Origin of the sequence: Paucibacter sp. TC2R-5 (assembly GCF_025717605.1) — a bacterium.
GTDB classification, from domain to species: Bacteria; Pseudomonadota; Gammaproteobacteria; order Burkholderiales; family Burkholderiaceae_C; genus Paucibacter_A; species Paucibacter_A albus.
Window position 1 is genome coordinate 404,775 of the sequence record NZ_JAJIRQ010000004.1, and the last position, 17,584, is coordinate 422,358.

Consider the following 17,584-nt stretch of genomic DNA (forward strand, 5'->3'; position numbering starts at 1 on the left):
CCTCAGCCCTCCAGAGTGATCAAAGTTGAACGGGGAATCGCGGCCAAGCGCGTGCCGCAGCACAGCAACAGGTCGATGCCGCGCGGAAAGTCCGCCGCCAGCGCCTGGCGCCAGCGCCAGAATTCGGTCGGCAAGCCTTGCACCGCCAGCGTTTGCTGCGTCGCAATGCCCGGCCCGCGCAGCGTCAGCAAGCTCGCGCCGGCCAGCGCCGTTTGCTCATCCAGGCCCTTAACTTCCAGCAAGAGCGTGCCGCCTAGTTGCGGCTGCTCATCGCTGCCCAGCGGCAATGCCTGCCATTGTTGAGCGTCGAGTTGCATCGCCTTGAAGGCCGAGAACTGGGCCTGCTGTGGCTCGGCCAACTTGGCGCCGCAGTGAAATCGAAAATAGGCTTGAGCCGCCTTGCTGTCTAACTCCGCACTCAGATGGAGCGGGCTCTCGGCATCCAGCAGCGTCAACAGGCCCAGCGTCATGGCCAGACCGAAGGTCTCGCTGGGTGCTTGCACACCGCTGTCCACGGCTGCCAGCTCATGTACGCGGCCGGGCAGGGACATCGCGTCGAGCAAATGTCTGAAGACCTGCTGCGCGCCGAACACCGGCTCGGTGAAACCGCGCTTCAGCGTAGCCAGATCATCAATGCCGTCTAAATGAGTGGCTAGCGTCATGGCGCTTTCTCCGCGCTCTCCGCCTGCAAGGTGTAGAACTGCACGCGGCTGGCCGCCGTCTGGCTGGCCTGCTGGGCGCGCCTGGTTTGCGTCAAAGCCCGTAGCGGGGCGATCAATTCGGCCTGCAGGCGCTCAACCCAAGCCGGCTGCTGCAACAAGGCATCGGCCTGCGCGACCCAGCTGGCGCGGTCGACGTCGCGGCCCAGCACATAGCCGACGCCGACGCTGACGCGATCCTCAAGCTGAAAGCGCAAAACGCAGCGGGTCAGCGTGGCCTCGCCCAGATTGAAGCGCTCGCCGCTGTTGCCGGCGCGCGCGCGCAGCATGGCCAGGCCGACCTCCGGCGCGCGCAGCGGCTCAAACTGCAAGCCTGTCATCAAGGGGAAAAGCAATTGCTGCAGACTTTCACGCGGCGCATGGGCCAGTACGGACAGCCATTGTTGGCGCTCGCTCGCGGGCAATTCGGCTGAGGAGTTCATGGTGATGTCATCTAGACGACTTTAAGATGCAGCCAGTATCACAGCGGCCGGTGACAGTTTCTTGACCGATTCAAATCATGTTGAATGAAGAACCTCATTTCTCCTTGCAAGCCGAGCCCCAGGGCACGCGCTGGGAGGCGATCGCCGCAGACCTGCGGGTCGACATCGTGCAAGGCGTTTTCCCTCCCGGCTCGCGACTGCCCAACGAAGCGGCGCTGGCCGAGCGCTTTCAGGTCAATCGCCACACCTTGCGCCATGCGATGCAGAGCCTGGCGCGCGAGGGTTTTGTGCAGGTGCGGCATGGCAGCGGCACTTTTGTGCGCGAACTGGTGCTGGACTACGCCTTGCAGCGCCGCACCCGCATGAGCGAGAACCTGGCCGAGGCCGGCGAGCAAGGCCGGCGCGAGTTGCTGAGCCACAGCGAGGGACTGGCCGGCAGCCTCTGGGCCAATCGTCTGCGCCTCAGCCCGCGCGCGCCGGTGCTGCAAATGAGCACGCGCGCGCTGGTGCGGGGCCGCCCGGTCAGCCTGTGCAGCGCCGCCTATCCGCTGCCACGCCTGGGCGCCATGGCTCAGGCCTTCGCACGCCTGGGCAGCATCACCGCCGCCTTGGCCGAGTTGGGTGTGACTGACTACACGCGAGAACGCAGCGTTATTTCAAGCCGCCTGCCCAGCCAGCAAGAAGCGGATGCGCTGGCCCGCCCGGTCACGCAGCCGGTCTTGGTGGTCGACTACTGCAATGTGGACGCCGCCGGTGTGCCGGTGGAAGCCGGCCGCACCTTGTTTGCCGCCGACGCCGTGCAGCTGACGGTGGGCCCCGATGGCTGGGAGCGTTCATGATGAGTGCTGCCGCAGCTGGATCACGTTATGCCGTCTATTGGGCGCCCGAGCCGCAAAGCGCGCTGGCCCAAGTTGGCGAGCAATGGCTGAGCCAGAATGCGGCCGATGCTCGGGTGGCCGAGCCCGCCTTGTACGGTTTTCACGCCACGCTGAAGCCACCGTTCAGCTTGGCGGCTGCCTATACAGAAGCAGAGTTGCTGGCGCAGGTGAAAGCTTTGGCCCAGCGCCATCCAGCTTTTGACATGCCCAGCTTGCAAGTGGACTGGCTGCACGGGTTTCTTGCCTTGAGACCGAGGCAGCCGATCGCGCCTGCGCATCCGCTGTGGCGTTTGGCCGATGCCTGCGTCACCGAGCTGGATGGTTTTCGTCGGTCCCCCAATGAGGCTGAGCTGCAGAAGCGCCGTGCGGCAGGCTTGGATTCGCAGCAAGAGGCGCTGCTTCTGCGCTGGGGCTACCCGCATGTGCTGCAGCGCTGGCGCTTTCACATGACGCTGACTAACTCTATTTCTGAGCGGCAAGCACAGCCAAGCTCCGCTGCTGAGGCGCTGCAGGCTCGCTTGCGGGCCTTGTTTGCGCCAGCGCTGAAGCAAACGCTGCGCTGCGACTCGATTTGCATCTTTCAGCAAAGTGAAGCCGGCCAGGCATTTCGGCTGAGTCACCGCTTCGGGCTTGGCTAGGCGAGCGGTTGTTTGTGAGCCTTGCGCCCCATAAAATCGGGTCACAGATATAAATTCCAGGAGTTCATTTATGCGCGCGAGTCTCAGCCGCTTAGCCTTGGCCCCATTTTTCGGGGCCTTGCTCACCTCTTGCGCGACCATGTCCCCGGAGGAATGCAAGCTCGCCGACTGGGCGCAGATCGGCCAGCGCGATGGGTCCGAAGGCAAGACACTCGCCCAACTCAATGACCGGGCCGAGGATTGCGCCAAGGTCGGCGTCAGCATCAACACCCAGGTCTATCAACAGGGCCGTGATCTTGGCCTTCGCAGCTACTGCCGCCCGGATAACGCCATACACGTGGGTTTGAGCGGAGGCTATTATTTTGGCGTTTGTCCACCCGAATCTCATGCGGCCTTTCAGCAGGGCTACGAAGCTGCACGCTATGTTTATGGCCTGCGCAGCGAACTGAGCAATCTGGATCAGCGCATCGAAACCCTTGAGCGCCGCCTGCGCGACGTCAACCGAGGTGAAGAAAAGCGCCTGGCGGACGCGACGAGCGATGAGCAGCGCAAGGCCATCCGCAAAGCGATCGACGACGAGCGTCGGGACATTCGCAACGACCTCAGCGAAACGGATCGGCGCCTGCGCCGCAAGCGCGACGAATTGCGCTCGGCCGAGTTTTCTTTGAGCAATTTGCGTTACTGAGAATCGCTGCGCTCAAGCACTCAGCCTGGCGTCTCGCATTGGCATTGATCCCCTGCATCCCCTCCATCCTGGCGAATACTTTTTGGCCTGGATGGAGGGGATGGAAGGGATAGAAGAGCATTTGCTGAGCGGCCACGATCGTTGCCCGTGCCAGCTACTTGCTCAAAGCGCTTGCAGACTTCAGGCGGGTGGGCGCCTTGCCTTGATGCCATCGATCAGCTTCTGTGCAGCTACTTCCGCTTGGGCCTTCTGCGCGTCGGTGGGCGGCGCCATGTTCGTGATTGCCCCGTTTTGGAGAAGTCCCTTGAGGTGAGCCAGGTTGCCCGGTCCAAGGGACGCGTAAACCGCCAAGTAGCTCAGCCGTTCTTCGTCGCTGAAGCCCCAAGCCTTGCCGGAGAGAGCCGTGTTCAAAAGCGTCATGGCGTCGCCCGCCCCCGCGTCGGCACGTATTGCGCCGCCCAACTCGGCTTGCATAGCCGGCTCAAGCGTGCTGAAGTTGACCTGGCCCGCATACACGGCTGCGGCTCCGACGACTTGGCCACGCATGGCTTTCAAAGCCAGGGCGGGCAACAAGGCACGATGTTGCGCGACCACCGTCTGGCAGCGCCGACCCTCTACCCGAGTGTCTTGCAGTTGCTGAGCGATGGCCGCAGCAGCATCTTTGGGGAGCGTTGCGCTGTCCAAGATTAACTGGAAGTGCTGTTCATTCGTGTTGTTGATGGCGCATTGCTGTAGCCAAGTGACCGCCTGCCAGGCAGACTTGGGGTCATCGCCCAGATGAGCTCGGTCGATATGGGGGGCATAACCTTCAGAACCTATGGGGTTTAACTGGTTTGGTGCCTTGACGAAGTCATTGTTCGAAACCGCGCTGGCCGCTAGCGCCAGTGGCAAAGCGATGGGCGAGGATGCGGCAGTTGATGGCAGTGCGACGGGCGCTGTGGTGCTTGTGGTGGCTATGGTGGGTTGCCGATCTTGCGCCGCCGGCCAATAGCTATAGGCGCCGAAGAGTAAGGCGGCGAGGGCGATTGCGCCCATGAACTTGGCAAATGTAGGTGACATGCTCAGTCTGGCTCTATGGATTGCTAAGGCGGGTGGTAATGTCGGCCGCTGCAGGCCTGTACGTTCTGCAGAGCGCTTGGACTGTAGCCGCATTGAGTCACCGAGACGCACGCTGGTAGCGACCAGTTCGCAGCGTCTTTGGCTGCGATCAAATCAGGCTTGGAGCCAACCAAGTCACAGCCAAACCAAGTGCCGCACAAGCGCCCAACAAGGGCAGCACGCCGATCCTGAATCGGAACAGCGCCAGCACGGCGGTCAATGCGATCGATGCCGAGACCCAGTCGAAGTGGCCGCCAAATCCGGTGGGCCACAGCACATGGTAGGCAAAGAACAAGGCCAGATTGACAATCACGCCGACCACCGCCGCTGTGATGGCTGACAGCGGCGCGGTAAAGCCCAGCTTGCCATGGGTGGCCTCGACCAGAGGGCCACCGGCCAGGATGAAGACGAAGGACGGCAAGAAGGTGAAATAGGTGACGACGGTGGCCGCCACCGCGCCCGACCAGAACAGGCTGTCGGGCCCGAATACAGGCTGCAGCCAAGCGCCGACAAAGCCGACAAAAGCGACCACCATGATCAGCGGGCCGGGCGTCGTTTCGCCCAGTGCCAGGCCGTCCATCATCTGCGCGGCGCTCAGCCATTGATGCTGCTCGACGGCACCCTGGTAGACATAGGGCAGCACGGCATAAGCGCCGCCGAAGGTCATCAGCGCGGCCTTGGTGAAGAACCATCCCATCTGCGTCAGCAGGCCTTCAAAACCTTGGGTCAGCAAGAGCCAGCCCATGGCGGCCAGCCAGAGGCTGGCACCGATGGCTAAGACCCGAATCAAGCGGCTGCGGGTGAAGCGCGCATGCGCCGGTGTGGGTGTGTCGTCGTCAATCAGCGCCGGGCCGTAGCCGGCCTTGGCCGCAGCATGGCCGCCTCCGAGCGCGAAGACCTGCGGAGCCCAGCGCGCGCCGGCGCTGCCGATCAAGGCGGCGACCAAGACGATGACGGGGAAGGGTGTGTCGAGCGCAAAGATCGCCACAAATGCTGCAGTCGCGATGCTCCACATCCAGCGGTTTTTCAGCGCGCGGCTGCCGATGCGGTGTGCGGCATGTAGCACCAGCGCGGTGACGGCGGGCTTGAGGCCGTAGAAGATGCCGGCCACGAGGGGCAAGTCACCAAAGCGCATATAGACCCACGCCAGGGCGATCAGGATGAACAGCGAGGGCAGCACGAACAGCGCTCCCGCCACGATGCCTCCTCGCGTGCGGTGCATCAGCCAGCCGATATAGGTGGCGAGTTGCTGCGCCTCGGGGCCTGGCAGCAGCATGCAGTAATTCAGGGCATGCAAAAAGCGTTTCTCGCTGATCCAGCGCCGGCGCTCTACCAACTCGGTGTGCATGATGGCGATCTGCCCGGCCGGGCCGCCGAAGCTGATGAAGCCCAGCTTGAGCCAGAAGGCAAAGGCCTGCCAGAAGCTGACGGGCGAGGGTGGCGTGAGGCGGGCGGTTTCTTGGGTCGTCATACTGCATTTGCAAGTTGCGGCGCAGAGGCGGCGGCCGAGGCGGATCGGCATCATAGTGGCGGGTGCTCTTGCCCGAGATCGACCGAGTTTGACCGAGCTTGCCCGGAGGCCACGCTTGCTTGAGGTCGCCTTTGAGTTTTGCCCTTGGCGCCGCTGCATGGCCAGCGCTTGAAGTTCTATTTGCGCGTCGCCAGCATGCGGCCCGCCAAAGCACTCTGGCGGGCGAGCAAGAATTCCTGCAAGCGCTGCGGGTAGTCGGGTCGCACGGCAGCGATGACCGAGGGCCGTGCGGCCAACTGCCGGCGCCAGCGCTGCAGCTTGGGCAGGCCGGTCCAGAAGCCGAAGTCGGCACTGTCTTCGAATACATCGAAGTAGCGAAATACCGGTCCGAACACCGCATCGACAAGGCTGAAACTGGCTCCTGCGAAGTACGGCCCCTCTCCGAGCTGCGCCTCAAGCTGCTCGAAACGCCGCTTGATCTCGGCTCCACGGGCGGCTAGCGCAGCCTCGTCCGCCGCGTTGTAGAAGCCCGCAATCGTGTTCAGCAAGGCCGAGCCAAACTCCATCCAGGCTCGGTGTTGGGCGCGCAGCAAGGCATTGCTGGGGTGCAGACGGGGCAGGGCGGTCTCCTCCAGGTACTCGCAAATCACCGCCGATTCGAAGATGGCCGCGTCGCCGTCCAGCAGCAGCGGCGTCTTGCCTAAAGGCGAGAGCTTCAAAAACCAATCGGGCTTGTGGGCGAGGTCTATGTCGCGCCGTTCGAAGGCGAGGCCCTTCTCGGCCAAGACGATGGCCACGCGTTGCACATAGGGGCAGAGCAGGTGCGAGACCAGCAGCAAGGGGCCGCTCATTTTGCTACATCCATTGCGTCACCGAAGAAGAAGGCCGGCAACAGCGCCGGGCTGCGCTTGAGTGCGGCGGCGCCGTCACCCAGCAAGTACAGCGCAAGCGACGCGGCCATCAGAAAGACCGGGTACTCCCAGCCGCCGCCGGCGCTGGTGTGAACCCAGCCATTGGGCAGGTGCACCCAGGCCGCCACCGCCATCACCGGCAGCAGCGCCAGTGCAACCTGGCGGGCGTAGAAGCCGAGCAAGAGTGCCATGCCGCCCAGCAACTCGAAGGCAAAAACCGGGTAGGCGAGCCAGCCGGCAAAGCCGATGCTCGCGAAGTATTGCGCGGTGCCGGGCAGTGTGAATACCAGCAGCTTGAGCAGCGCATGCGAGATCCACACGGCGGCCAGGCTGAGGCGCAGGACGGTGATGCCGAGTTGTTGAGAGGCGGCAGATGTATACATGAAGAAACTCCTGGTGGGTAGACAGGGCTTCACTGTAGGATTGCGTTAACGAAATTGGAATATGCGGATAATCAGACAATGATTGCAAAAGCGCAATACAAAATGACACCGGGCGACTTGGCCGTGGTGCTGGCCTTGGTGCGCGGCAGCAGCCTGGCCGGTGCGGGCGAGCGCGTCGGCGCCGATGCCTCGACGGTGTTCCGCTCGCTGCAGCGCATCGAGCGCGGCTTGGGGCGGGCCTTGTTCGAGCGGACGCGTGCCGGCTATATCGCGACCGAGCTGGCAACGCAGCTGGCCGAACATGCCGAACAACTGGAGGCGACGCTGGAGGCCGCACGCTCGGCCGTCGAAACGGCGCCGGCGCAGGTGTCCGGCATGGTGCGCATCAGCAGCACCGACACCATCTTGCACGGCCTGGTGGCACCGGCCTTGCGTAGCTTGCAGCAAGTCCATCCTTTGCTGGGTTTTGACTTGCACACAGGTAACGAGTTGGTCAGCCTGACCCGGCGCGATGCCGACATCGCGGTACGCGCCACCAAGCGTCCGCCCCAGCATCTGGTGGGCAAGCAGATCGGGCCGATCCGGGTCGCGCTCTATGCGGCCAAAGCCAAACAATCCGCCAAGCCGAACTTCAATCTGGCCGATGTCGAAGCCGGCCGGGTCGACTGGATCGCGCCCGACGAGGCGCTGCCCGAGCATCCATCGGTGGTCTGGCGTAGACGAAATTTCCCCAAGGCCCAGCCGCGCTACCGGGTCAGCAGCATCTTGTCGGTGCTGGAATTGGTGGCGCTGGGCATGGGTGTCGGCATCGCGCCGCTGTTCCTGGCCGAAGGGCGCAGCGATGTGGTCCGTTTGACCGAGCCGCTGGACGATTGCGAGACCGAGTTATGGCTGCTGACTCACCCCGAGTCGCGCCATCTGCGCCGCGTGTCCGTCGTCTATGGCCATCTGGCGCAGACCCTGCAGATGCCTTGAGCCAGACCGTTAGCTCAAGCCGTGGGATTCAACTCCGCCAGCAACTCGTAGGAACGCAATCTGGCATGTGCGTCGTGCACCGCGCAGGCAACGATGAATTCGTCCACGCCGGTACGCGCCTGCGTCGCCCGCAGGCCGGCGGCCACCGTGGCGGGCGAGCCGATCAGGGACTCGGCCAACATGCGCGCCACACCGGCCTGCTCTGCTGCCGTCCACAAGCCCGCCATGCTGTCCACCGGGCGCGGCAGCAGGCCGCGCTTGCCGCGTTGCATGCCCAAAAAACGCTGTTGCAGCGAGGTGAATAAATAGGCGGCTTCGGCGTCGCTGGTGGCGGTGATGATGTTGATGCCCATCATGGCGTAGGGCTTGGGATGCTGGACGCTGGGCCGGTACTGGGCGCGGTAGATGTCCAGGGCCTGCATCAGCAGTTCGGGCGCGAAGTGCGAGGCGAAGGCAAAGGGCAGGCCCAGATAGGCGGCGAGCTGCGCGCTGTAAAGGCTGGAGCCGAGCAACCAGATCGGCACCTCGGTGCCTTGGCCCGGAATCGCCCGCACGACCTGACCCTCGCGCTCAGGCGCCAGATAACTCTGCAGCTCGACGACGTCTTCGGGGAAGCGATCTTCGCCCGCGCGGTCCAGGTGGCGGCGCAGTGCGCGCATCGTCGGCCCGTCGGTGCCGGGCGCGCGGCCCAGGCCCAGATCGATGCGGCCGGGGAAGAAGGTCGCCAGGGTGCCGAACTGCTCGGCGATCACCAGGGGCGCATGGTTGGGCAGCATGATGCCGCCTGAGCCGACCCTTATGCTCTGCGTCGCTGCCGCCAATTGGCCGATCACGACCGCCGTGGCCGAGCTGGCGATGCCGTCCATATTGTGGTGCTCGGCCACCCAGAAGCGTTTGTAGCCCAAGTGCTCGGCGTGGCGGGCCAGGGCAATGCTGTTGGCCAGAGCCGCAGCAGCGTTGCTGCCTTCGACGATGGGGGCGAGGTCAAGAATGGACAGCGGAGTCATGCCTGCATCTTACGCAGACTTGCCCGCAATGCCCGTCTTACGGATATCAGTGAGCGCCATGCCATAGTGTCAAGGGCGCCAAGCATGCGGGCCTAGTTCAGGAGAGTCAAGGAATGAAGATTGCCGTATTCAGCGCCAAGCGCTATGACCGAGAGTTTTTAAGCGCGGCCAATGAGAAGGCGCAGGCCGGCCATCAGCTGCACTTTATCGATGCGCCGCTGGATATGGATGCCGTGGCGGTGGCGGCGGGCCACGAGGCTGTCTGCATCTTCGTCAATGACAAGGCCGACGCCGAGGTGCTCAAGGCTTTGGCGCAAGGCGGCACCAGGCTGGTGGCGCTGCGTTGCACCGGCTTCAACAATGTTGATTTGAAAGTGGCAGCCGCCTTGGGGCTCAAGGTCGTGCGGGTGGTGACGTACTCGCCTTATTCGGTGGCCGAGCATGCGGTGGCGCTCTTGCTGGCGATCAACCGCAAGGTGCATCGCGCCTACGCCCGCACGCGGGATTCGAACTTCGCGCTCGACGGCTTGATGGGTTTTGATCTGCACGGCAAGACCGTCGCCGTGGTCGGCACCGGCAAGATAGGCCTGGTGTTCGCGCGCATCATGCTGGGCTTTGGCTGCGAGGTGATCGGCTATGACAAGTTCCCCTCGCAGGCTTTTTTGGATCTTGGCGCCCGCTATGTCGGGGCCGGCGAGATCGGCGCCCGTGCCGACATCATTTCGCTGCACTGCCCCTTGACTCCGGAAACGCAGCACATCATCAATGAGGAGACTTTGGCGCGCATGAAGCGTGGCGCTTTGTTGATCAACACCAGCCGGGGCGGCTTGGTTGATACCGAGGCCGCGATTGAGGCGCTCAAGAGCGGTCAGCTGGGCGGCCTGGGGCTGGACGTTTACGAGCAAGAGGCCGATCTGTTTTTTCGCGATCTGTCCAGCACCATCATTTCCGATGATGTGTTCCAGCGCCTGCTCTCATTCCCTAACGTGATCGTCACCGGGCATCAGGCCTTCTTCACCGAGGAGGCCATCAGCACCATTTGCGAAACCACCATCGACAGCGTGACGCAGTTCGCCACGGGTCAGGCCTTGAGCGATGAGATCAAGATTTAGAACTTGTCCGTAAATAACCGGGGTCGGCTGACGGTCGATTTGAACCCATAGCTGCGTTGCAGATCCTCGCGATACCTACGGGTATCGCTGTGGTCTGCGCCTTGCTCTGCGCTCAAATCGCCTCGTCATCCTCTGACCCGGCTATTTACGGACAAGTTCTTAGCGCCAAGCTAGATCTGCACATGCGCCACCGAGCCGCCGTCCACATACCAGTTGGCGCCGGCTACAAAGCTGGCGGCCGGGCTGCAAACAAAGGCCACAACGCGGGCAATCTCTTGCGGGCTGGCCAGCCGGCCCAGGGGGTTGCGAGCCAGCACCTTTTGGTAGGCCGCAGGATCTTCCAGCCGCACCTTGTCCCACAGCCCGCCCGGCGCCAAGGTGTCACCGGGTGACACCGTGTTGACGCGAATCGAAGGCAGCAGCCGCAGGGCCAGCGACTTCATATAGTGCGCCATTGCCGCCTTGGCGGCGCCATAGGCGGCGGAATGGGGTGCGGCCAGCGAACCGGCTTTGGAGCCGATATAGGTGATGGCAGCGTTCGGCGAATCCTGCAGATAGGCAATCGCCGCTTCGGTCACCGCGACGGTGGCATTGATATCGGTCGCGATCGCGTTAGCCCAGTTGGCGGATAGCGCACTCACATTGGGGATGAAGATGTCAAACGAGGCGAGTTCTGAAAACCATTGCTCGACCCGGGCCGTGTCGGCCACATCAAGTGCCACGCCTTGCACGCGGCCGGGCAAGGCCGCGCAGTCGGCCATTGCGGCATCGACACCGGCCTGAGCGCGCGCGCAGAAGGAGACTCGGCAGCCTTCCTCGGCGAGTGTGCGAACGATGGCTGCACCGATGCCGGATGAGCCGCCGGTGACGACGGCGTGCAGGCCAGCGAGTTTGAGGTCCATGGGGTCTTTCTTTATGCAGTCGGGTTTGAGTGCTGCCGATCCGGTCAGCCCCAAACCAGCGCGCGCAGCATAGCCGGCAATCCTTCACTGCGGGGACCCCAAGCGTGCGGCGCATTCGGCGTAGACTGAACCACACGCGCTTGACCGTCCGCCCGACGGCGGTGTTAGCAGCTGTTTTTAGCCCAGCCCCAGGCCCAAAGCCCCGATGTCCAAACTCCTTGCCCTGTGTCTGAAGATGAGCCTGGCCTTGATGGCCTGCGGGGCTTGGGCAGTCGCTGGGGCGGCAGAGCGCGGCGGGGCCGAAATTCGGATCGGCAGTTCGGCGGCCTTGAGCGGCCCAGCGGCGATCTTGGGTCGGCGCTTTCATGTGGGTGCGGGGGCTGCCTTTGCGCATGGCAATGCGCACGGCGGCTTGCATGGCCAAAAATTGAGCCTTGAGTTGCTTGACGATGCCTATGAGCAGGGCCGGGCCGAGGCCAATACCCAAACCTTGATCGATGACGCGCGCGTGCTGGCCTTGTTCGGCTATATCGGCACGCCGACCAGCTGGGCGGCGCTGCCCGCCGTCAAGCGCAGCCAGATCGCTTTTGTCGGCGCCTACACCGGGGCCGAGATGCTGCGCGAGCCGGCCAACCCCTATGTGTTCAATGTCAGAGCCAGCTATGTTGACGAGGCGAACAAATTGGCCGCAGCGATGCAGGCGGCCGGCGTCAAAAGCATCAATGTGCTCTACCAGGCTGATGTGTTTGGGCGCAGCGGCCTGGAGGCGATCAGGGCCGCGACAAGCCCGCTAGGCATTCAAGTCAAGGCCGTCGCCAGCATCAAGCGCAACAGCGCCGAAGTCGCTGCCGAGGTAAGGCAACTGGTCAAGGACAGCCGCAGCGACGCGATCTTCATGGTCAGCAGCTATGCGACCTGCGCCGCCTTCATCGGTGCGGCGCGCCAGGCGGGCTACGCCGGGCATTTCTATACCCTGTCTTTTGCCGGCCGTGAGCCCTTGTGGAGTGCTTTGGGCAAGCAACTGGGTGGCGTGACGATTGCGCAAGTCGTGCCCGATGCGCAGGACGCATCCATTGCCGTGGTGGCGGCTTATCAAAAGGCGATGCGTGAGGCCGGTGACAAGCACTTTGACTCGATCAGCCTGGAGGGCTATATCGCCGCCACAGTGCTGATGGAGGGGCTGCGCCGCAGCAAGTTGCCGCTGACGCGGGCCTCGCTGTTGGCCGGCATGGCCTCGCTGGGCCGGCTCGACCTGGATGGCTTTGTGCTCAATGATGGGCCGGGCAAGTGCTGTGGCTCGCAGTTTGTCGAGCTCAAGGTCAAGCCCTGAGTACTCTCCCCATCAAGCGGCGCGCCTCAGCGTCAGGTTAAGCCGCTGGCGACCCAGGAGCGGGTGCTCGCCATCGTCCAGCGGCAGCACACCGTGAAAGCGCAGCCGTGAGGGGCCACCCCAGACCAGCACATCGCCGTGGCGCAAGGTCAGCCGAGCGGGTTTGTCGGCCCTGCTCAGGCCGCCGAACAAAAATGTGGCGGGCAGGCCCAGCGAGATCGACACAATTGGTTGGCTGAAATCACGCTCGTCGCGGTCCTGGTGCAGGCTCAGGCGATTGCCGGGCAAATAGCGGTTGATCAAGCAAGCGTCGGCGTCAAAAGATGCATAGCCGGCGCGCGCGGCGGCTTCCCGGGCCAGCCCGGCGATCAGCGGGGGTAGGGCAGGCCAAGTCCGGCCGGACAGCGGGTCCAAGGCCTGATAGCGATAGCCACGCGCATCCGAGACCCAGCCCAGCGGGCCGCAATTGCTCATCGCCACTTGCATCACCTGGCCCCCGGGCGTGTGCAGATGGCGCAGCGGCGCCTCGACCAGCACCGCTTCGACGGCCTCCCGCAAAGCCGCCGCTGCATCCAGGGCAAAGCCGGGCAGCAGCCAGGCGCCGTCGGCGATGGCCAGGTCGGTCTCGAGGGGGAAGAGTTCAGCGTTCATTGCTGCAGGCGGGTGGCTGCCAAGTAGACTGCGTTCAATTCAGGATTTAGCTCGACTTCCATTGTTCCTCAAGCACATCATCCCCAAGGCAGCGCAAGGCGGTTCTTTGCCGGCGGCCAACGGCCAGCTGGGCCAATGCCTGCTCTTGGCCGTATTGCTGCATCTCTGGTTGGTGCTGATGTTGGGCAATGCGACCGGCACCGCAAAGCCCGGTGACGGCGTCTGGGGCCGGCTCAACGTTACCTTGGCCGGCAACAAGGGCGAAACCGGCAAGGCGGCAGCACAGCCCTTGCCCCCTCTGCCCGAAGTTAGCCCCGGGCCGCCCGGCCAGGCCAAGCAGCAGCGTTATGGGGGCAGGGTGCGCCCGCAGGATGACCCGGCCCGGCGCGCCCCCAGGCCGACGACACCGGGTGCGGCCGAAGTCGGTCCTTGGCGCGCCGAGCGTGTGGAGGCGCCCAGCAGTGCCGAAGCGGCCCAGGCGGGCCAAGCTGCCAAAGCTGCTGAAGTCGCAGAGCTGGCGCAAGCTCTGCCCAGCCCTGCGCCGCTGCAGATGGCCGCGCCCGCCGCCCAGCAGGCGTTAACGCGCCTCAAGTCCAAGCCTGTGACCGGATTGGACTCCCCGCCGGTCGCCCCTCATCTCTTGGATCAGCTGCCGCTGCCGCAGGCGCGGGTGAGGGTGATGGAAGCGGCGCCGGTGGTGCCGCTTGCGCGCGCCAAGGCCGAGGCGATTGAACGAGTTGGCCCATTGCCCAGCGCGCCGCGCCCGGCCAGCCGGCTCACGCCAGCCTTGATCGCTGCAACGCCACAGCCCGCCTTGCCGCAGTTCAAACCGGACAGCTTGCCGGCACTAGCGGCACCAGCGGCACCGTCTGAGCCTCCTGCCGCCTCAGCCGCGCCGATTGTTGAGTCAGCCCCGGCTCCCCCAGCTCCTCTAGCTCCCCCAGCCGAGCCCGTCAACAAGCAGATGGCGGCGCCGCCGGCCTTGTTGAGCCGCCAGGAACGCAAGGAGGTGCAAGCCTTGCCGGCCAATTCACCGGCTCAAAATGCGACCCAAACACAGGCAGTCGCGCCATTGGCCGCCATGGCTGCCTCGGCGGTGAGCGTCAGCAATGCGCCGGCCGCCACGCCGAGTTTGGTGTCGGCCGTGCCGAGTCCGGGCACCCCGGAGGCCGGGCCGCGACTGGGTCAAGATGTCGCCACGCCCGCCTCGGCGGCCGCCAAACCGCCGCCCCTGAATCTCAATCTGCCGCGCGCGCGCGGTGGCGAGTTGTCGAGCCGGGGCTCGAGTGGGGTTTTGCAACTGCTGCCCACGCCGCCCGAGCAAAAGTCCAAATTGACGCAGGATATGGAGAAGGCCGCCCGGGAAGACTGTCGCAAAGCTTATGGCGAACAGCTTGGGCTCTTGGCCGTGGTGCCGCTGGCGCTGGATGCGGCCAAGGGCAACAAGGGCTGCCGCTGGTAAAAATACCGACTCTGTGCGGGTGGGCTTTAATTGTGGCGGCGTAGGGGCTTCTACGCTGCAAGGGCGGCAAGTCGCGCGGGCACAATGTGGGCATGACGGCGCACGACGGCTTTGACCCCAATTCGATACTTCAGGATTTCACCGAAATGCTGCGCGAGCGCGACAAGCCGGTGGACCTGTCGATCTCGCAAGAGACCTTGAAAGCCAATAGCGCGCCCAAGGCGGGAGCGGCTGCGCACAAGGCTTCTGCTACCCAGGCCGCGCGCCCCAGTCCGCGTGCCGGCGGGCGGCCGGGCGCGGGGCGCTGGGATATGCATGACGTCACCGATGTTGAAGATTTGCGCGAGCGTCGGTCTGCCCTCGGCGCCCCGCTTGAGCCGGAGCTGCTTGAAGAAGTCGTGCCCGAAACTGCGCCCGAACTTGTGCCGCCAAGCGAAGCCGATGAGCTGCTTGAGCTGGAACGCGAGGCTGCCGCTGCCGCTCTGCAGGCGACCTTGGCCGCCGAGCGACTCGCCGAGCGGCGCCAGGCGCTCGCGGCAGCGCAAGAAGCTGCGGCGCGAGAAGCTATAGCGAAACAAGCCGCTGCTGAGGCTGCAAGAGAAGCGGCGAGAGAAGCAGCGGAAAGAGCGGCCGCCGAGCGCGCCGCACAAGAGCTGGCTGCAATGGAGCGGGCTGCAATAGAGCAAGCTGAAAAAGAGCGAGCCGAAAAAGAGCGAGCAGATAAAGAGCGAGCAGAAAAAGAGCGCCTGGCAGCCGAGCAGGCAGAGCAGGCCCGTTTGGCGGCCGAACAGGCTGAACAAGAGCGAGCCGCTGCCGCTCGCTTGCTGGCTGAACGCTTGGCGGCCGAGCGCTTGGCGGCCGAGCTTCAGGCGGCAAAGCTTGCTGCACAGCAGCGGGCCGCCGAGCAAGAGAAATTGGCCCAGCAGCAACTGCTGGCAGAGCAGGCCCGTGTCGCGGCGGCGGAACGCGAGGCTCGCGAGCAGGCCGCCCGTGCTGCCGCTGAAGCTGCTGCCGAAGCTGCCGCAGAACTAGCCGCCCAAGTCGCAGCCCAGTTGGCCGCTAGGGAGGCCGCTAAAGAGGCCGCTAAACAGGCCGCTAAGGAAGCCAAGATCAAGCAGGCCGCTGAAGCTGCTGCCCGGGCTGCGGCTGTGCGGCAAGCGACCCAGGAACGGGCGAAACAGCTTGCTCAGCAGGCGGCTCAAGCCAAGGCGCTGAAAAAGCAGGCGGAGCTGGAAGCCAAAGCGGCGCGCCAGGCCCAGCTGGCTGCCGAGAAGCAACAGTTGGCGGAACAAAAAGCCGCGGCCCGCGCGGCGGAAGCCGCCGAGAAAGCCGAGAAGCTCAAAAGAGCGCAAGCCAGCAAGCTGACACTTGAGCAAAAGAAAGAAGCGGCGGCCGCTGAGGCCGCCCGAGCAGCGGCGCAGTTGGCTGAGGAAAAAGCCGCCGAGCAAGCCGCAAAGAAGGCCGCCGAGCAAGCCGCTATAGAGGCCGCAGAGCAAAGCAAGCGCGAGCAGGCCCAGCGGCAGTTGGCGCAAGAGTTGGCTGAAAAACAGGCCAGGCAGCAAGCCAAACAAGAGGCCGAGCGCCTGCGGGAAGAACAGGCGGCTCGCGAAAAGGCCGAGGCCGAAGCTGCTGCCGAGGCGCGTGTACAAGCACAGGCCCAGGCCGCAGCACAAGCCAGGCTGGCAGAGCAGGCTGCGCGGCAGGCGGCGGAGAAGTTGGAGCGCGAGCGCTTGGCGGCGCAGCGGCTCGAGGCGGAAAAGTTGCTGGCCGAGCAGCAGGCGCTGCGTGAGCAGGCCGAGGCTGAGGCACGGGCTCAGGCCCTGGCTTTAGCCCAAGCGCAGGCCCAAGCCCAAGCAAAGCTTGATCAGCAAAAGGCGCGCGAGGCCAGCGAGGCAAGGGCAGCCAAGCAGGCGCAGCAGGCCTTGGCGCTGCAAAAGCAGGCCGAGCAGCAGCGGGAAGCGCAGCGACTGCTTGATGAACATGTGCGTGCCGAACAAGCACGTGCCGAACAAGCGCGTGCGAAACAGTTGCTGGCCGAGCAAGAAGCGATGCGCGAGCGGGCCGAGGCCGCGGCGCGCGCACAAGCCTTGGCAGAGGCACAGGCACAGGCACAGGCACAGCAAGAGGCGCAGGCCAAGGCAAAGGCAAAGGCCGACGCTGAGGCTGAAGCTGAGGCCATGCGGCTTGCTCAGGTCAAGCTGGCTGAACAAGCGGCCCGCGAGTTGGCTCTGGAGCGCCAAGCCCAGCAGCAGCGCGAGGCCGCTTTGCAGCAAGCTAGGGCCGAACAACAAGCGCAACACGATCTCGCCGAAGCCGCCGCGCAGGCCCAAGCCCAAGCCCAAGCGCGCGCTGCCGCCCAGGCCCAGGCCATGGCTAAAGCAAAAGCCGAAGCCGCAGCCGCAGCCGCAGCCGCAGCCGCTGCTGAGGCGGCCGCTCAAGCCCAGGCCCTGGCCCAGGCCCAAGCGGAGGCCGAGGCCCAAGCCAAGGCGCGCGCCGAAGCCAAAGCCAAGCTTGAGGCGCAGGCCAAGCTCGATGCGGCGCCGTTTTTGCGGGTGGATTTGCCGCGCAGCGCTGCACGCGCCGATTTGGATTTGTCCAGCATCAACCTGCCCAAGATGGCCGCGCCGGCAAGCAGCCCGGCCGACGCCAATTTGGACTTGGGCGGCTTGTTGGCGCAGGTCGCCGGCACGGCCCGTCAAGCGCCGCAGGAAGCGCCGGCCTGGCAGCCGGGCGCGGCCTTGCGCGAGGCGCTGGATGAGCAGCGCCGGCCGCGCGGTCACGAGGATCTGGATCTGGGGGCCTTGACGGTCGACCCCGCCAAGCTCAAGCCCCGCAAAGGCTAAAGATTAGGTCTGAGCTTGAGCTGGCTGCTCTGCCCGCCAAAGGCCGCGTCGCGCTTGGCCCCACAATGCCAGGCCCAAGACTCAAAGCATGGCCGGC

At 64.7% G+C, this 17,584-nt stretch carries 17 protein-coding genes; 8 read left to right on the top strand and 9 right to left on the bottom strand.

Translation table 11 applies throughout. The annotated features are described in order from the left end of the window. Positions 1-2: 2 nt before the first annotated feature. Both phnH and phnG read right to left on the bottom strand, forming a co-directional pair. Complete coding sequence (gene phnH, locus LNV08_RS11975) at positions 3-662, bottom strand: phosphonate C-P lyase system protein PhnH (RefSeq protein WP_263533923.1); 660 nt, start codon at positions 660-662, stop codon at positions 3-5. Then, complete coding sequence (gene phnG / locus LNV08_RS11980) at positions 659-1,141, bottom strand: phosphonate C-P lyase system protein PhnG (protein WP_263533924.1); 483 nt, start codon at positions 1,139-1,141, stop codon at positions 659-661. The genes phnH and phnG overlap by 4 nt, the downstream gene beginning before the upstream one ends. A 77-nt stretch (positions 1,142-1,218) precedes the next feature. Here phnG and phnF point away from each other — a divergent pair, with 77 nt between their 5' ends. The 3 genes from phnF (at position 1,219) to LNV08_RS11995 (ending at position 3,342) form a co-directional block, all read left to right on the top strand. Continuing rightward, positions 1,219-1,980 carry a phosphonate metabolism transcriptional regulator PhnF gene (gene phnF, locus LNV08_RS11985; RefSeq protein WP_263533925.1) on the top strand — a complete coding sequence of 254 codons (762 nt, stop codon included), beginning with the start codon at positions 1,219-1,221 and terminating at the stop codon, positions 1,978-1,980. Beyond that, positions 1,980-2,657, top strand: coding sequence for a DUF1045 domain-containing protein (locus tag LNV08_RS11990; RefSeq protein ID WP_263533926.1), 678 nt, complete (start codon positions 1,980-1,982; stop codon positions 2,655-2,657). The genes phnF and LNV08_RS11990 overlap by 1 nt, the downstream gene beginning before the upstream one ends. 139 nt (positions 2,658-2,796) lie before the next feature. Continuing rightward, entirely contained in the window at positions 2,797-3,342 is a 546-nt protein-coding gene (locus LNV08_RS11995) for a DUF2799 domain-containing protein (RefSeq protein WP_263533927.1), read from the top strand. A 180-nt stretch (positions 3,343-3,522) separates the two neighbouring features. Here the strand turns inward: LNV08_RS11995 and LNV08_RS12000 are convergent, their stop codons facing one another. The 4 genes from LNV08_RS12000 to LNV08_RS12015 all read right to left on the bottom strand — a co-directional run bounded on the left by LNV08_RS12000 (position 3,523) and on the right by LNV08_RS12015 (position 7,205). After that, positions 3,523-4,401 carry a hypothetical protein gene (locus LNV08_RS12000; RefSeq protein ID WP_263533928.1) on the bottom strand — a complete coding sequence of 293 codons (879 nt, stop codon included), beginning with the start codon at positions 4,399-4,401 and terminating at the stop codon, positions 3,523-3,525. Positions 4,402-4,549: 148 nt separating this feature from the next. Beyond that, positions 4,550-5,911: a chromate efflux transporter gene (gene chrA, locus LNV08_RS12005; RefSeq protein WP_263533929.1), complete on the bottom strand. Its 1,362-nt coding sequence runs from the start codon at positions 5,909-5,911 to the stop codon at positions 4,550-4,552. A gap of 176 nt (positions 5,912-6,087) precedes the next feature. Beyond that, the gene (locus tag LNV08_RS12010; RefSeq protein WP_263533930.1) at positions 6,088-6,762 is read right to left on the bottom strand and encodes a glutathione S-transferase family protein; all 675 of its coding nucleotides are present in this window, start codon (positions 6,760-6,762) and stop codon (positions 6,088-6,090) included. Next, a complete protein-coding gene (locus LNV08_RS12015; RefSeq protein ID WP_263533931.1) occupies positions 6,759-7,205 on the bottom strand; it encodes a DoxX family protein in 447 nt (148 codons plus the stop codon). Before LNV08_RS12015 ends, LNV08_RS12010 begins: the two co-directional genes overlap by 4 nt. A gap of 78 nt (positions 7,206-7,283) precedes the next feature. Between LNV08_RS12015 and LNV08_RS12020 the strand changes: the two genes are divergently transcribed. After that, positions 7,284-8,180, top strand: coding sequence for a LysR family transcriptional regulator (locus tag LNV08_RS12020; RefSeq protein WP_263533932.1), 897 nt, complete (start codon positions 7,284-7,286; stop codon positions 8,178-8,180). Positions 8,181-8,194: 14 nt separating this feature from the next. On the opposite strand, the gene LNV08_RS12025 is transcribed toward LNV08_RS12020, so the two are convergent. Continuing rightward, positions 8,195-9,187 carry an LLM class flavin-dependent oxidoreductase gene (locus LNV08_RS12025; RefSeq protein ID WP_263533933.1) on the bottom strand — a complete coding sequence of 331 codons (993 nt, stop codon included), beginning with the start codon at positions 9,185-9,187 and terminating at the stop codon, positions 8,195-8,197. 113 nt (positions 9,188-9,300) lie between these two features. Between LNV08_RS12025 and LNV08_RS12030 the strand changes: the two genes are divergently transcribed. Beyond that, entirely contained in the window at positions 9,301-10,299 is a 999-nt protein-coding gene (locus LNV08_RS12030) for a 2-hydroxyacid dehydrogenase (RefSeq protein WP_263533934.1), read from the top strand. A gap of 170 nt (positions 10,300-10,469) precedes the next feature. Here LNV08_RS12030 and LNV08_RS12035 read toward each other — a convergent pair whose 3' ends face one another. Continuing rightward, positions 10,470-11,201, bottom strand: a complete 732-nt coding sequence (locus tag LNV08_RS12035; RefSeq protein ID WP_263533935.1) for an SDR family NAD(P)-dependent oxidoreductase — start codon at positions 11,199-11,201, stop codon at positions 10,470-10,472. A 205-nt stretch (positions 11,202-11,406) separates the two neighbouring features. Between LNV08_RS12035 and LNV08_RS12040 the strand changes: the two genes are divergently transcribed. Further along, positions 11,407-12,531, top strand: coding sequence for an ABC transporter substrate-binding protein (locus tag LNV08_RS12040; RefSeq protein ID WP_263533936.1), 1,125 nt, complete (start codon positions 11,407-11,409; stop codon positions 12,529-12,531). Between the two features lie 12 nt (positions 12,532-12,543). Here LNV08_RS12040 and alkB read toward each other — a convergent pair whose 3' ends face one another. After that, a complete protein-coding gene (gene alkB, locus LNV08_RS12045) occupies positions 12,544-13,182 on the bottom strand; it encodes a DNA oxidative demethylase AlkB (RefSeq protein WP_263533937.1) in 639 nt (212 codons plus the stop codon). 61 nt (positions 13,183-13,243) lie between these two features. Between alkB and LNV08_RS12050 the strand changes: the two genes are divergently transcribed. Further along, positions 13,244-14,644 carry a hypothetical protein gene (locus tag LNV08_RS12050; protein WP_263533938.1) on the top strand — a complete coding sequence of 467 codons (1,401 nt, stop codon included), beginning with the start codon at positions 13,244-13,246 and terminating at the stop codon, positions 14,642-14,644. Between the two features lie 92 nt (positions 14,645-14,736). Beyond that, positions 14,737-17,487 (top strand): hypothetical protein, encoded by a 2,751-nt coding sequence (locus LNV08_RS12055; RefSeq protein ID WP_263533939.1) that lies wholly within the window; start codon positions 14,737-14,739, stop codon positions 17,485-17,487. Positions 17,488-17,584: the final 97 nt, after the last annotated feature.